The 15,436-nt window shown below is 69.1% G+C and carries 11 protein-coding genes; 8 read left to right on the forward strand and 3 right to left on the reverse strand.

What is annotated here, in order from left to right; translation table 11 throughout:
- Window positions 1-24: 24 nt before the first annotated feature.
- Complete coding sequence (locus tag CFB52_RS09770) at window positions 25-1,668, reverse strand: 3-(methylthio)propionyl-CoA ligase (RefSeq protein ID WP_059585193.1); 1,644 nt, start codon at window positions 1,666-1,668, stop codon at window positions 25-27.
- A gap of 151 nt (window positions 1,669-1,819) precedes the next feature.
- Between CFB52_RS09770 and CFB52_RS09775 the strand changes: the two genes are divergently transcribed.
- From CFB52_RS09775 to CFB52_RS09795, 5 genes are all read left to right on the forward strand, one after another.
- The gene (locus CFB52_RS09775) at window positions 1,820-3,388 is read left to right on the forward strand and encodes a YdiU family protein (RefSeq protein ID WP_059585192.1); all 1,569 of its coding nucleotides are present in this window, start codon (window positions 1,820-1,822) and stop codon (window positions 3,386-3,388) included.
- Between the two features lie 43 nt (window positions 3,389-3,431).
- Complete coding sequence (msrB, locus tag CFB52_RS09780) at window positions 3,432-3,863, forward strand: peptide-methionine (R)-S-oxide reductase MsrB (RefSeq protein WP_059585191.1); 432 nt, start codon at window positions 3,432-3,434, stop codon at window positions 3,861-3,863.
- Between the two features lie 130 nt (window positions 3,864-3,993).
- The gene (locus CFB52_RS09785) at window positions 3,994-4,524 is read left to right on the forward strand and encodes a septation protein A (RefSeq protein WP_059585190.1); all 531 of its coding nucleotides are present in this window, start codon (window positions 3,994-3,996) and stop codon (window positions 4,522-4,524) included.
- Window position 4,525: 1 nt separating this feature from the next.
- Window positions 4,526-4,834 carry a BolA family transcriptional regulator gene (locus CFB52_RS09790; protein WP_050013273.1) on the forward strand — a complete coding sequence of 103 codons (309 nt, stop codon included), beginning with the start codon at window positions 4,526-4,528 and terminating at the stop codon, window positions 4,832-4,834.
- A gap of 18 nt (window positions 4,835-4,852) precedes the next feature.
- Window positions 4,853-5,635 carry a peptidylprolyl isomerase gene (locus CFB52_RS09795; protein ID WP_050013274.1) on the forward strand — a complete coding sequence of 261 codons (783 nt, stop codon included), beginning with the start codon at window positions 4,853-4,855 and terminating at the stop codon, window positions 5,633-5,635.
- 169 nt (window positions 5,636-5,804) lie between these two features.
- On the opposite strand, the gene CFB52_RS09800 is transcribed toward CFB52_RS09795, so the two are convergent.
- Window positions 5,805-6,353, reverse strand: coding sequence for a GNAT family N-acetyltransferase (locus tag CFB52_RS09800; RefSeq protein WP_059585188.1), 549 nt, complete (start codon window positions 6,351-6,353; stop codon window positions 5,805-5,807).
- Between the two features lie 7 nt (window positions 6,354-6,360).
- Window positions 6,361-10,425: a phosphoribosylformylglycinamidine synthase gene (purL, locus tag CFB52_RS09805; protein WP_099316492.1), complete on the reverse strand. Its 4,065-nt coding sequence runs from the start codon at window positions 10,423-10,425 to the stop codon at window positions 6,361-6,363.
- A gap of 328 nt (window positions 10,426-10,753) precedes the next feature.
- Here purL and CFB52_RS09810 point away from each other — a divergent pair, with 328 nt between their 5' ends.
- The 3 genes from CFB52_RS09810 to pgi all read left to right on the forward strand — a co-directional run bounded on the left by CFB52_RS09810 (window position 10,754) and on the right by pgi (window position 15,386).
- A complete protein-coding gene (locus tag CFB52_RS09810; RefSeq protein WP_099316493.1) occupies window positions 10,754-12,055 on the forward strand; it encodes an FAD-dependent oxidoreductase in 1,302 nt (433 codons plus the stop codon).
- 52 nt (window positions 12,056-12,107) lie between these two features.
- On the forward strand, window positions 12,108-13,652 hold the full coding sequence (locus tag CFB52_RS09815) for an NAD(P)H-hydrate dehydratase (RefSeq protein ID WP_099316494.1): 1,545 nt from the start codon (window positions 12,108-12,110) through the stop codon (window positions 13,650-13,652).
- Window positions 13,653-13,763: 111 nt separating this feature from the next.
- Window positions 13,764-15,386: a glucose-6-phosphate isomerase gene (pgi, locus tag CFB52_RS09820; RefSeq protein WP_099316495.1), complete on the forward strand. Its 1,623-nt coding sequence runs from the start codon at window positions 13,764-13,766 to the stop codon at window positions 15,384-15,386.
- The last annotated feature ends 50 nt before the right edge of the window (window positions 15,387-15,436 follow it).

Below are 15,436 nucleotides of genomic sequence, written 5' to 3' on the forward strand. Positions count from 1 at the left end.
CGGCGGCTGCCCGGGCGCGAGGGCTTACGGCGCGCCCACCGCCGTCGGCAACACGTAATCGCGGAACGTCTCGCGCAACTTCAGCTTCTGCAGCTTGCCGGTCGCGGTGTGCGGCAGCGACTCGACGAACACGACGTCGTCGGGAATCCACCACTTCGCGACCTTGCCCTCGTAGAACGCGAGCAGCGCGTCGCGGCTCAGGTTCGCGCCTTCGCGCGGCACCACGACGAGCAGCGGCCGCTCGGTCCATTTCGGGTGCGCGCACGCGATGCAGGCGGCCTCGGCCACGCCCGGATGCGCGATCGCGACGTTCTCGATGTCGATCGAGCTGATCCACTCGCCGCCCGACTTGATCACGTCCTTGCTGCGGTCGGTGATCTGCAGGAAGCCGTCAGGGTCGATCGTCGCGACGTCGCCGGTCGGGAACCAGCCGTCCGCCAGCGGCGATTCATTGCCGCGAAAGTAGTGGTCGATCACCCACGGCCCGCGCACCTGCAGTTCGCCGAACGCGACGCCGTCCCACGGCAGCTCGCGGCCGTCCTCGCCGACGATGCGCATGTCGACGCCGCAGATCACGCGCCCCTGCTTCTCCAGCAGCCGGCGCTGCGCGTCGAGCGGCCGCCGCGACTGCGCCCAGTTGAGCTTCGCGAGCGTGCCGAGCGGCGACAGTTCGGTCATCCCCCACGCATGGATCACGCGCACGCCGTATTCGTCCTCGAACGTGCGCAGCATCGCGGGCGGGCACGCGGAGCCGCCGATCACCGTGCGGTTCAGCGTCGAGAAACGCACGCCGGCTTCGCGCATGTAGTTCAGCAGGCCGAGCCACACGGTCGGCACGCCCGCGGAGAACGTCACGCGCTCGGCCTCCATCAGCTCATACAGCGATTTCCCGTCGAGATCCTTGCCGGGCAGCACCAGCTTGCCGCCTGTGAGCGGCACCGCGTACGGCAGCCCCCATGCGTTGACGTGGAACATCGGCACGACGGGCAGCACGGCGTCCATCGCGGAAAGGTTCATCGCGTCGGGCAGCGCGGCGCCGTACGCATGCAGCACGGTCGAGCGATGCGAATACAGCACGCCCTTCGGGTTGCCGGTCGTCCCCGACGTGTAGCAGAGCCCCGACGCCTGCTGCTCGTCGAGGCGCGGCCAGTCGTAGCGACCGTCCTCGGCGTCGACGAGCGTTTCGTAGCAGAGGAACGGCGTGGCGCCGGACGGCAGGTGCGCGGCGTCCGTCATCGCGATCCAGCCCTGCACGTGCGGACATTGCGGCGCGATCGCATCGACGAGCGGCGCGAAATTGATGTCGAAGAAGACGTAGCGGTCTTCCGCGTGATTGACGATGTACGCGATCTGTTCGGGGAACAGGCGCGGATTGATCGTGTGGCACACGGCGCCCATCCCGCCGATCCCGTAATACGCTTCCAGATGCCGGTAGCCGTTCCACGCCAGCGTGCCGACGCGGTCGCCGGTGTCGACGCCGAGCCGCGCGAGCGCCTGCGCCAGTTGCTTCGCGCGGCGTTCGCAATCGCGGTACGTATAGCGATGCAGGTCGCCCTCCACGCGCTTCGACACGATCTCCGTGTCGCCGGCGTGCCGCGCGGCATGCGAAATCAGCGACGACACGAGCAACGGCACATCCATCATCTGGCCCAGCAACGGCTTACCCATCGTCTTGTTCTCCGTGAAGGATGCGAATCGGTGACCGGCTCCCGCGGCGCGCCCGTCGGCGGCCCGGACGGACGCTGCGCGCGGTGCGCGGGCCGCCATGCGGGCGGCGCGGCGCCGCCTTACAATATCGGCTTACCCAGAGGCGCTCAACATGTCGTTTTCCCGAAGCGCAGCCGATGCGGCTGACACCCTGCCCGACCTCGCCGCGACGCTCGGCGCGCCCGCCGAACGCGCGTTCGTGACGCTCGGCGACGCGTTTCATACGCGGCTGCCGGCCGCGCCGCTCGCCGCGCCGTACGTCGTCGGCTTTTCCGACGAAGTCGCGCGACTGCTCGACCTGCCGCCGTCGATCGCCGCGCGGCCCGGCTTCGCCGAGCTGTTCGCCGGCAACCCGACGCGCGACTGGCCCGCGCACGCGATGCCGTACGCATCGGTCTATTCCGGCCATCAGTTCGGCGTGTGGGCCGGCCAGCTCGGCGACGGCCGCGCGCTGACGATCGGCGAACTGCCCGGCGCCGACGGCCGGCGCTACGAATTGCAGCTCAAGGGCGGCGGCCGCACGCCGTATTCGCGGATGGGCGACGGCCGCGCGGTGCTGCGCTCGTCGATCCGCGAATTCCTGTGCTCGGAAGCGATGCATCACCTCGGCATCCCGACCACGCGCGCGCTGACGGTGATCGGCTCCGACCAGCCGGTGGTGCGCGAGGAGATCGAGACGGCGGCCGTCGTCACGCGCGTGTCGGAAAGCTTCGTGCGCTTCGGCCACTTCGAGCACTTCTTCTCGAACGATCGCCCCGACCTGCTGCGCCAGCTTGCCGATCATGTAATCGACCGCTTCTATCCGGCCTGCCGCGACGCGGACGATCCGTACCTCGCGCTGCTCGAAGCCGCGACGCTGCGCACGGCCGAGCTCGTCGCGCAATGGCAGGCCGTCGGCTTCTGCCACGGCGTGATGAACACCGACAACATGTCGATCCTCGGCGTGACGATCGACTACGGTCCGTTCGGCTTCGTCGACGCATTCGACGCGAACCACATCTGCAACCACTCGGACACCGGCGGCCGCTATGCGTACCGGATGCAGCCGCGCATCGCGCACTGGAACTGCTATTGCCTCGCGCAGGCGCTGCTGCCGCTGATCGGGCTGCAGCACGGCATCGCCGACGACGATGCGCGCGCCGAGCGCGCGGTGGACGATGCACAGGCCGTACTCGCGACATTCCCCGAACGCTTCGGTCCCGCGCTCGAACGCGCGATGCGCGCGAAGCTCGGCCTCGAGCTCGAGCGCGAGAACGACGCCGAACTCGCGAACAAGCTGCTCGAGACGATGCACGCGAGCCACGCGGATTTCACGCTGACGTTCCGCCGGCTCGCGCAGCTCTCGAAGCACGACGCGAGCCGCGACGCGCCCGTGCGCGACCTCTTCATCGACCGCGAAGCATTCGACGCATGGGCGAACCTCTACCGCGCGCGGCTGTCCGAGGAAACGCGCGACGACGCGGCACGCGCGGTTGCAATGAACCGCGCGAACCCCAAATACGTGCTTCGCAACCATCTGGCCGAAGTCGCGATCCGGCGCGCGAAGGAAAAGGATTTTTCGGAAGTCGAGCGGCTCGCGCGGATCCTGCGCCGCCCGTTCGACGAACAACCGGAGCACGAAGCATACGCGGCGTTGCCGCCCGACTGGGCGGGCTCGCTCGAAGTGAGCTGCTCGTCGTAAGCCCGCAACCCGCGCATCTCGACCGACCGATCAGGAGAACCCCATGTCCCACGATTCCGACGACAAAACCTACCCGTACCAGAAGGACGACGCCGAGCTGCGCCGCCGGCTCACGCCGATGCAGTACGAGGTCACGCAGCACGCGGCGACCGAGCGCGCGTTCACCGGCGAATACACCGACACCGAGGATGCCGGCATCTACAAGTGCGTCGTCTGCAGCACACCGCTGTTCGAATCCGGCGCCAAGTTCCACTCGGGCTGCGGCTGGCCCAGCTACTTCAAGCCGCTCAACGGCGAGGTGATCGACGAGAAGGTCGACTACTCGCACGGGATGGTGCGCGTCGAGGTGCGCTGCAACCACTGCGGCGCGCATCTGGGCCACGTCTTCGAGGACGGCCCGCGCGACAAGACCGGTTTGCGGTACTGCATCAATTCGGCTGCGTTAAACTTCGAGTCCCGACCCGAAAACGAATGAGCGGCGCCGGGCGGATCTGCCGGGCGGCCAGCCTCGAGCCGGACCGCCCCGATCCGCGACGGCGATGCCTGGTGGGTCCCTACAACGGTGACGGGCCGCAGGAGCGGCCCGTCACGCAGCTGCGAGCGCCATGAAATTCCTGTTCGATCTGTTTCCGATCATCCTGTTTTTTGTCGCCTTCAAGGTCTGGGGCATCTTTACCGCCACCGCCGTCGCGATCGTCGCGACGCTGGCCCAGGTCGCGTGGGTCGCCTTCCGGCACCGGAAGGTCGACACGATGCTGTGGGTCAGTCTGGGCGTGATCGTCGTGTTCGGTGGCGCCACCCTCGTCCTGCATGACGAGAAATTCATTCAATGGAAACCGACCGTGCTGTACTGGCTGTTTGCGATCGGGTTGCTCGCCGCGCGTTATGCGTTCAGCAAGAACCTGATCGAGAAGATGATGGGCAAGCAGCTCACGCTGCCGTCCCCCGTGTGGGACAAGCTGAACGTCGCGTGGGCGCTGTTCTTCGCGGTGCTCGGCGTCGCGAACCTGTACGTGGTGCACAACTTCACCGAATCGCAATGGGTGAACTTCAAGCTGTTCGGTACGACGGGCGCGATGGTCGTATTCATCATCCTGCAGAGCCTGTGGCTCACGAAGTACCTGAAGGACGAATGACATGAGCGACGCCTTTCTCCACGCCTCCGCCGACGAACGCATCGCGCTGATCGAAGCGCGCCTCACCGCGTCGCTCGCGCCGCTGTCGCTCACCGTGCGCGACGACAGCGCGCAGCACGCAGGCCACGCGGGCGCGGCCGCCGGCGGCCATTTCACGGTCACGATCGTATCGTCCGCGTTCGCGGGCAAGCCGCGCGTCGCGCGGCACCGGCTGGTGTATGATGCGCTCGCTGATGCGATGCAGCGCGGCATTCACGCGCTCGCGATCGTGGCTTACACGCCCGAAGAATTCAACGAATCTTCAATCTAGTCTCATTAGGAATTCCCGATGATCCTGAAATCCCCCCGCCTGTGGGTCGCGGCGGCTGCCTTTGCAGCGGCGCCGGCATTCGCCCAGAACATCGCCGTCGTCAACGGCACGCCGATTCCGAAATCGCGCGCCGACGCGATGGTCGCGCAGCTCGTCCAGCAAGGCCAGACCGACGGCCCGCAACTGCAGCAGGCCGTGCGCCAGGAACTCGTGAACCGCGAAATCCTGATGCAGGAAGCGATCCGCGAAGGCATCCCGAATCGTCCGGACGTGAAGGCGCAAGTCGCCGTCGCGCAGCAGACCGTCGTGCTGCGCTCGATGATCGAGAGCTTCCTGAAGAAGAACCAGCCGACCGACGCCGAAGTGAAGGCGCGCTACGACGAACTCGTCAAGGGCGTGGGCGGCAACCGCGAGTATCACCTGCACCACATCCTCGTCGAGAGCGAACAGCAGGCGAAGGACCTGATCGCGAAGATCAAGGGCGGCGCGAAATTCGAGGATCTCGCGAAGCAATACTCGAAGGATCCGGGTTCGGGCAAGAACGGCGGCGATCTCGACTGGTCGGACCCGAAGGCGTACGTGCCGGAATTCGCGGCGGCCGCGCAGAAGCTGCAGAAAGGCCAGATGACCGACGCGCCGGTGAAGACGCAGTTCGGCTGGCACATCATCCGCGTCGACGACATCCGCGACATCGCCCCGCCGCCGTTCGACCAGGTGAAGGCGCAGATCGCGCAGCAGCTCGTGCAGCAGAAGCTGCAGGCGTTCGAGGAAGGTCTGCGCCAGCAGGCGAAGATTCAGTAACGCCGGCGCGCGTCATACGCGCATCGCAAAGCCGCTCTTCGGAGCGGCTTTTTCTTTTGGCGCGCGCGAACATGTGTCTCGCGATGCGGCGACGCGCGACCGACGTGCAATAAAAAACCGCTCCGAAGAGCGGCTTTGCCATGCCAGGTGTGACCGCACACCGCGTTCGCTACGCGGCGGGATAGAACACGTCGTGGTAACGCACGTTACCTGACGGCACCGGTGCCGATTCGTCGAACGACAGCGCGAGGAAATACTCGGCCGGCACGCCCGGAAACACGATGCCGCCGTGCGGTTCGAACCCGAAACGCGCGTAATACGCCGGCTCGCCGAGCACGACGCAGCCACGCGCGCCGAGCCGCCGCAACGCGTCGAGCCCCGTGCGCACGAGCCCCGCGCCGATGCTTTGCCGCTGGCATTCGGGCCGCACCGCGAGCGGCGCGAGCCCGTACCACTGCTGGCTGGCGGCCGGCTCGCCGCCGATCGCAACCGGCGAGAACGCGACGTGCCCGACGATACGCCCGTCGCGCTCCGCGACGAGCGACACGCTCAGCGCACCGTCGGCGCGCAGCGTGTCGACGATGCGCTGCTCGAACTGCCCGCCCTGCGGCTCGCCCGCGAACGCCGCGCGGATCACGCGGCCGATCGCGTCGGCCTCGCTCGCACGCGCGTCACGCAGCGTGACGACCTCGACCGGCGCGTTCGGGTCGAACATCATCCCCGGATCAGCCGATCCAGCGGCGTGCGTTGCGGAACACACGCATCCACGGGCTCGCCTCACCCCAGCCTTCCGGGTGCCAGCTCATCGTGACCGTGCGATGCACGCGCTCCATGTGCGGCATCAGCACCGAGAAGCGGCCGTCGGCCGTCGTGACCGACGTGATGCCGGCGGGCGAGCCGTTCGGGTTGAACGGATAGCGCTCGGTCGCTTCGCCGCGGTGGTCGACGTAACGCATCGCGACCGCGACGCGCTCGATGTCGCCCTGCTGCGAGAAGTCCGCATAGCCTTCGCCGTGCGCGACCGCGACCGGAATCCGCGAGCCTTCCATCCCCGCGAAGAAGATCGACGGCGACTTCTCCACTTCGACGAACGAGAAGCGTGCCTCGAACTGCTCGGACTTGTTGCGCGTGAACTTCGGCCACGCCTCCGCGCCCGGGATCATCGACGCGATGCTCGACAGCATCTGGCAGCCGTTGCAGATGCCGAGTGCGAACGTATCGGGACGCGCGAAGAACGCCGAGAACATGTCGGCGAGGTTCGCGTTGAAACGGATCGTCTTCGCCCAGCCTTCGCCGGCGCCCAGCACGTCGCCGTACGAGAAGCCGCCGCATGCGACCGCACCCGCGAAATCGGCCAGCGTCGCGCGGCCCGCGAGCAGGTCGCTCATGTGCACGTCGTGCGCATCGAAGCCTGCGCGGTCGAACGCGTACGCCGTTTCCAGATGCGAGTTCACGCCCTGCTCGCGCAGGATCGCGACGCGCGGCCGAGCGCCCGTCGCGATGAACGGCGCGGCGATGTCGTCGGCCGGATCGAACGTCAGCACCGGCGAGATGCCCGGATCGGCCGCGTCGAGCAGCGCGTCGTATTCGGCATCCGCGCAGGCGGGGTTGTCGCGCAGGCGTGCGATGCGCCAGCTTACTTCGCTCCATGCGCGATGGAGTTCGGTCCGCGGCGCGTCGAAGATCTTCTTCGCATCGCGGTACACCTCGATCACGTCACGGTCGTTGACCGAGCCGATCACGTGCGAGCACGTCGACAGGCCGAACTCGCGCAGCGCGCCGAGCACCGCGTCGCGGTCGGACGCGCGCACCTGCACGACGGCGCCGAGTTCTTCGGAGAACAGCGCGCGCAGCGTGCGGTCGTCGCGACGGCCGCTCGTCTGCTTCGCCCAGTCCTTCGCGTCGCCGTAGTCGGATTCGTGGTTCGGGTCGAGCGTCAGCATGTCGACGTTCAGCGACACGCCCGCGTGGCCCGCGAACGCCATTTCGCACACGGTCGCCCACAGGCCGCCGTCCGAGCGATCGTGGTACGCGAGCAGCAAATCTCGCGCATTGAGCGACTGGATCGCGTTGAAGAAGCGCTTCAGGTCTTCCGCGTCGTCGACGTCCGGCGTCGTGTCGCCAACCTGCTGCGTGACCTGCGCGAAGATGCTGCCGCCCATCCGGTTCTTGCCGCGGCCGAGGTCGATCGCGATCAGCACGCTGTCGCCCGCATCCGCCACGCGGCGCAGTTGCGGCGTGAGATGGCGGCGCACGTCCTCGACCGGCGCGAACGCGGAGATGATCAGCGACACCGGCGACACCACTTCCTTCGCGACGCCCTGCTCGTCCCACTTCGTCTTCATCGACAGCGAGTCCTTGCCGACCGGGATGCCGATCCCGAGTGCCGGGCACAGCTCCATGCCGATCGCCTTGACCGTGTCGAACAGCGCGGCGTCTTCGCCGGCCGTGCCGCACGCGGCCATCCAGTTCGCCGACAGCTTCAGCTTGTCGAGCGACGCGATCGGCGCGCTCGCGATGTTCGTGATCGCTTCGCCGACGGCCATGCGGCCCGATGCCGGCGCATCGATGACCGCGAGCGGCGTACGCTCGGCCATCGTCATCGCCTCGCCCTTGAAGCCGGCGTAGTCGAGCGCGGTGATCGCGCAGTCGGCCACCGGCACCTGCCACGGGCCGACCATCTGGTCGCGCACCGACGTCCCGCCGACCGAACGGTCGCCGATCGTGATCAGGAACGACTTGCTGCCGACCGTCGGGTGCTTCAGCACGTCGAGTGCGACTTCCGACAGCGCGATGCCCGTCACGTCGACCGGCGCGCGCTCGGTCTTCACGCGCACGACGTCGCGGTGCATGCGCGGCGGCTTGCCGAGCAGCACTTCCATCGGCATGTCGACCGGGTATTCGCCGGCGCCCGTCGCTTCGTCGTCGACGAGCTTCAGCTGGCGCTCGTCGGTCGCGACACCGACCACCGCGAACGGGCAACGCTCGCGCGCGCAGATCGCCTCGAAGCGCGGCAGGTCGGCCGGCGCGATCGCCAGCACGTAGCGCTCCTGCGCCTCGTTCGACCAGATTTCGCGCGGCGACAGGCCCGATTCCTCGAGCGCGACCTTGCGCAGCTCGAAGCGCGCGCCCTTGCCCGCGCCGTCGACGATTTCGGGGAACGCGTTCGACAGGCCGCCCGCGCCGACGTCGTGGATGCTCAGGATCGGGTTTTCCGCGCCGAGCTGCCAGCAGCCGTTGATCACTTCCTGCGCGCGACGCTCGATTTCCGGGTTGCCGCGCTGCACCGAGTCGAAGTCGAGCTCGGCCGTGTTCGCGCCGGTCGCCATCGAGCTCGCGGCGCCGCCGCCCATGCCGATCCGCATGCCGGGGCCGCCGATCTGGATCAGCAGCGAGCCCGCCGGCACGTCGTGCTTGTGCGTGTGCTGATCCGCGATGTTGCCGAGGCCGCCCGCGATCATGATCGGCTTGTGATAGCCGTGCACCGTGCCGCCGACGTTCTGTTCGTACACGCGGAAGTAGCCGCCGAGGTTCGGGCGGCCGAATTCGTTGTTGAACGCGGCGCCGCCGAGCGGGCCGTCGATCATGATCTGCAGCGGCGACGCGATGCGGTCCGGACGGCCGTACGGGCCGTGCGCTTCGTTCGGGTTGCGCTCGGCCATCGGCTGCGCGGCGTCGCGATCGTTTTCCCACGACCGGCGGGCGTCAGGCAGGTCGAGGTTCGACACGGTGAAGCCCGTGAGGCCGGCCTTCGGACGCGCGCCGCGGCCCGTCGCGCCTTCGTCGCGGATCTCGCCGCCCGCGCCGGTCGCCGCCCCCGGGAACGGCGAGATCGCCGTCGGGTGGTTGTGCGTCTCGACCTTCATCAGCGTGTGCGTGAGCTCGGTGTGGCGGCCATAACGTTCACCCGGCTCGCCCGCGGCACCCGACTTGCGCGGGAACCAGCGCTCGGCTTCGGCACCGACCATGATCGACGAGTTGTCCGAATACGCGACGATCGTGCCCTGCGGGCTCAGCTTCTCGGTGTTGCGGATCATCGCGAACAGCGACATGTCCTGCGCTTGCCCGTCGATCGTCCACTGTGCGTTGAAGATCTTGTGGCGGCAGTGTTCGCTGTTCGCCTGCGCGAACATCATCAGCTCGACGTCGGTCGGATTGCGTTCGAGCTTGCGGAACGCGTCGACCAGGTAGTCGATCTCGTCGTCGGCGAGCGCGAGGCCCAGCTCGACGTTCGCCTGCTCGAGCGCGGCGCGGCCGACACCCAGCACGTCGACGGTCGACAGCGGCTTGGCCGGCAGCTCGTCGAACAGATGCTTCGCGTCGTCGCGGGCCGCGACCACGCTTTCGGTCATCCGGTCGTGCAGCGCGGCCGCGACGGCCGCACGGGCGTCGTCCGACAGCGCCTTCTTGCCGCCGAGCAGGCCCGACTTCAGCGTGACCGTGAATTCGACGCCACGCTCGATGCGGCGCACGTGCGTGAGGCCGCAGTGCTGCGCGATGTCGGTCGCCTTGCTCGCCCACGGCGAGACCGTGCCGAAGCGCGGCAGCACGACGAAGGTCTCGGTCGCGCCCTTCTCGCCCGCCGGCTGGAACGGCTCGCCGTAGTGCATCAGCGCGTCAATGCGCGCGCTGTCGTCGGCTGACAGCGGCTCGGCCGCATTGACGAAGTGCAGGAACTGGCCGCGCACCGCGACGATGTTGGCGTCGATTTGCCTGAGCGTGTCGAGCAGACGGGTTTGACGGAAATCGGAGAGGGCCGAAGCGCCGGGAAAACACGAGAAGTGAGCCATGGGCTGGACTGACGTCGAAGAGTCGCGCGAGGTGGCGACGTGGGGCGAAAGGAAGGCCGTAATTATACCCGGAAGTCGGGCGTCCCAGACCGGCCGATCGGTGCGCCTCATGCACCGCACCGGTGCCCGCGCGCGGGGCGCGCACGGCCGCCCGCCTAGCCGGCCCGAGCAGCCCGTGCGCCGCGCCGTCGTGGCGCGCCCGCACGACCCATGCTCGGCCGGCGCCGGCTCGCGCACTTTTGGCGCTATCATTCCGGGTTCACCGGGCCCGGGCCCTCAGCGAATTCTCACCGGGCGGCGTGCGCGCCGCCCGTCATCGAAGCAATCCATGGATGTGATCGTCATCGGCGGCGGGATCAGCGGCGTCGCCACCGCCTACCAGCTGCGCGCGGCCGGCCATCGCGTGTGCGTGGTCGAACGCCACGCGACCGTCGCGCAAGGCGCGACCTACGGCGACGGCGGCGCGCTGCTGCCGAGCCCCCTCGACGTCTGGTTCGGCCCGACTTTCATGCGCCAGCGCCAGCCGCGCGACAGCGGCATCGTCTACAAACCGGGCTTGAACGGCGGCGTGCGCCGCTTCGTCAAGCAGCTCGGCGCGCTGCGCGAGCCCGACGCGTTCGCCGCGCAGTACGCGCGGCTGCGCCCGCTGATCGACGTGTCGCGCGACACGCTCGCCGATATCGAGACGCGCCTCGAGCTCGAATTCGAGCAGAAGCCGGGCATCCTGCACGTCGTGCGCGATCCGCGCGACTGGGACGCGCTGCAACCCGCGCTCGACCTGCTGCGCACGCTCGACCAGCCGTACCGCACGCTCACCGCCGACGAATGCACGGCGCTGGAGCCGTCGGTGCCGGCCGAACCCGGCTTTGCGGGCGGCGTGCTGCTCGAAACCGAGCGCACCGGCAACTGCCCGCTGTTCGCGAAACTGGTCAAGCAGACGCTCGACGAGCACGGCGTGCAGTTCCGCTTCGGCGCGGACGTCGCCGCGATCCGCGTCGACGACGGCCGCGCCGCGGTCGAACTCGTGCCGCCGGGCAATGGAAACCCGGCGAAGGCGCGCGAGGTCGACGTGATGTCCGCCGACGCGATCGTGGTCGCGGCCGGCGCCGGCAGCCTCGCACTGCTCGAACGGCTCGGCTGGCGCCTGCCGCTGCACCCGGTGCGCACCCACACGCTCACCGCGCCGGTTGCATACGAAGAGCATGCGCCACACCTGAGCGTCGTCGATTCGATCAAGCGGATCTCGATCACGCGCACCCACCAGCGGCTGCGCGTGGGCGGCGCCGCCGTGCTGCAGAGCCTGGCGGACACCGCGAAGCCGCTCGCCGAGCCGCTGTCCGAGGCCGCGCTCGCGCTGCTCGGCCAGGCCGTCCACGATTGGGTACCCGGCGCGGCGCGGATTTCGGCCGCGCTGTCGTGGCAAGGCATGCAACTGCTGTCGCCGGACGGCCTGCCCGTCGTGGGTCCGACCCCGCATCCACGCGTGTTCGTCAATTTCGGCCATGGCCCGGCCGGCTGGGGGCTCGCGTGCGGGTCTGCTAAAGTGGTGGCCGACTATCTGGGCGGCAACGTCCAGCACTGGCCCGCCGACACGCTGGCCGCGCTGAGCGCCGGCCGCTTCACGACCTGACCGCCGCGGGGCGTCCCGTGGCGGCATCCTTGCCAGCCGCCACGATCCCGCGATGACCGCTACCCACCCGCTTCCCGATTCCGATCCGATCGCGCTGCTGCGCGTCGCCGACCTGCGCGCGGCCGAAGCCGACGCCACCGCCGCGCTGCCGCCGCACACGCTGATGGGTCGCGCCGGCGCCGCCGCCGCACATTGGCTGTCCGAGCGCATGGCCGGCGACGACCGCCCCGTCTGGTTCGCGGTCGGCCCCGGCAACAACGGCGGCGACGCACTGGTGGCCGCCGCGCAGCTCCAGCAGCTCGGCGTCGCGACGCATGCGTGGATGCCGGTGCCGGTCAAGCCGGACGACGCGCAATGGGCGCTCGGTCTCGCGCGCTCGGCCGGCGTGCCGTTGTCGGCCACCGCGCCCGCGTCGCTGGATGGCTACGCGTGGCTCGTCGACGGGCTGTTCGGCATCGGTCTCGGCCGCGCGCTCGACGGTCCGTTCGCCGAGCAGGCCGCGCGCATCGCCGCCCATGCGCGCGGCGGCGGCCGCGTGCTCGCGCTCGACGTGCCGAGCGGGCTCGACAGCGACACGGGCCAGATCGTCGGCGCGGGCGTCGCCGTCGCGGCCACCCACACGCTCACCTTCATCGGCGCGAAACCCGGCCTCTACACGGGCGACGGCCGCGACCTCGCCGGCGAGATCCACGTCGCGTCGCTCGACGTCGCGCCGCCCGCCGCGCCGGCCATCGTGCTGAACGCAGTCGCCCGGTTCGCCGCGGCGCTGCCCGTGCGCGCGTTCGCATCCCACAAGGGCACGTACGGCAGCCTCGCGTTGCTCGGCGGCGACACGGGCATGTGCGGCGCGCCGATCCTCGCCGCCCGCGCCGCGCTGTTCGCCGGCGCCGGCAAGGTGCACGTCGGCTTCCTTGGCGCGGGTGCACCGCCGTACGATCCGCCCTTTCCCGAACTGATGCTGCATCCGGCCGACACCCTCGACCTCGGCGCGATGACCGCGATCGCGGCCGGTTGCGGGCTCGGCACGCGCGAGGCCGCGGCGACGCTCGTGCGCGACGTGCTCGCGCACGACACCGCCACGCTGCTCGATGCCGACGCGCTGAATCTCGTCGCGACGCACGCGGACCTCGCGGCCGCGGTCGCCACGCGCGGCGCACGTGGCAATCCATGCGTGCTGACGCCGCATCCGCTCGAAGCCGCACGCCTGCTCGACAGCGACACCGCCGCCGTGCAACGCGATCGTGTCGCGGCCGCACAGGCGCTCGCCGCCCGTTACGCGGCCATCGTCGTGCTGAAAGGCTCGGGTACGGTGATTGCGGCGCCCGACGGCCGCGTGACGATCAATCCGACCGGCAACGCGGCGCTCGCCACCGGCGGCACCGGCGACGTACTCGGCGGCCTGATCGGCGCGCTGCTCGCGCAGCGGGTCGCGCCGTACGAGGCCGCGCTGGCCGGCGTCTACCTGCACGGCCTCGCGGCCGACACGCTGACCGCGAACGGCACCGGACCGGCCGGGCTGACCGCGGGCGAGCTCGCGCCGATGGTGCGCACGCTGATCAATCGCCTTTTTTATCCATCGCCGCGCGCCGACACGTAACGCCGCTATACTGACTGCCCCGCCGCACGGCGGGCCTTCTCGTCCGCCGGCTTTCCGATCCCGATGAGCCGGCGCGGCATTCATCCCGATTCACGCTTCACTCGAACCGCCATGACGCTGAAATCGCTCCCCGCCTGGACTGCCCTTCAATCCCACTTCGAACAGATCCGCCACGCGCGGCTGCGCGACTGGTTCGCGCCGGAAAACGACCGCGCGCCCACCCGCGCCGAGCGCTTCACGATTGCCGGCGGCGGTCTCGCGGCCGATTTCTCGAAGAACCGTATCGACGACGAAACGGTACGTCTGCTGGTGCAGCTCGCGCGCGACGCGGGCGTCGAAGCGCGCCGCGACGCGATGTTCGCGGGCGAGATCGTCAACCCGACCGAAGGCCGCGCCGCACTGCACACCGCGCTGCGCGCGACCGACCCGCAGGCGCCGTTTCACGCGCAGGTGAGCGCCGAGCGCGCGAAGATGGCGACGTTCGCGCGCGCCGTGCGCGGCGGCACGTGGACGGGCTATACGGGCAAGCGCATTCGCCACGTGATCAATATCGGCATCGGCGGCTCCGATCTCGGGCCGAAGATGGTCGTGCATGCGCTGCACCACGTCGCGACGCCCGAGATCTCGACCCACTTCGTGTCGAACGTCGATGGCGCCGATCTCGCGCGCGTGCTCGAACAGGTCGATCCCGAGGAAACGCTCGCGATCATCGTGTCGAAGACGTTTACGACGCTCGAGACGATGACCAACGCACGCTCGCTGCGCGACTGGTTCGTCGCGCGCGGCTGCCCCGAGGACGCGCTCGCGAAACACTTCGTCGGCGTGTCGGCGAACCCGGCCGAAGTCGTGAAGTTCGGCATCGCCGCGGACAACGTGTTCGAAATGTGGGACTGGGTCGGCGGCCGCTATTCGCTGTGGTCGGCGGTCGGCCTGTCGATCATGATCGCGGTCGGCCCTGAACGGTTCGACGAGCTGCTGGCCGGCGCGAACGACATGGACCGCCACTTCCGCGAAGCGCCGCTCGAGCGGAACCTGCCGGTGCTGCTCGGCCTGATCGGCATCTGGTACCGGAATTTCTTCGGCTCGCAGAGCTATCTCGTCGCGCCGTATTCGGAAGCGCTGCACTACCTGCCGTCGTACCTGCAGCAGCTCGAAATGGAGAGCAACGGCAAATCCGCGCGCCTGGACGGCACCTTCGTCGACTACCCGACGTCGGCCGTCACGTGGGGCGAGCCGGGCACCAACGGCCAGCATGCATTCTTCCAGATGCTGCACCAGGGGCCGACGATCGTGCCGATCGATTTCATCGCGGTGCTGACGCCCGAGCATCCGCTGGCGAGCCATCATCCGAAACTGCTCGCGAACTGCTTCGCGCAGAGCGAGGCGCTGATGCTCGGCCGCACGCTCGAAGAAGCGCGCAAGGTGGCCGGGCCGGGCAAGGAAGCGCTCGCGCCACACCTGACGTTCCCCGGCAACCGCCCGACCACGACGCTGCTCGTCGATGCGCTGACGCCGCGCACGCTCGGCGCGCTGATCGCGCTTTACGAGCACAAGGTGCTCGTGCAGGCGACGGTGTGGGACATCAATCCGTTCGACCAGTGGGGCGTCGAGCTCGGCAAGATTCTCGGCAAGGTCGTCGAAGCCGACCTGTCGGCCGAATCGGTCGATCCGACGAAGCACGATTCGTCGACCACGGCGCTGATCGAGCGCGCCCGTGCGGCGCTCAAGCGTTGAAGAAGAACTGACGCGACGGCGTCGCACCCGTGCCGGCCGCGCAATTCACC

The sequence above is a fragment of the Burkholderia sp. AU18528 genome (assembly GCF_002223215.2).
In the GTDB taxonomy this organism is placed as follows: Bacteria; Pseudomonadota; Gammaproteobacteria; order Burkholderiales; family Burkholderiaceae; genus Burkholderia; species Burkholderia semiarida.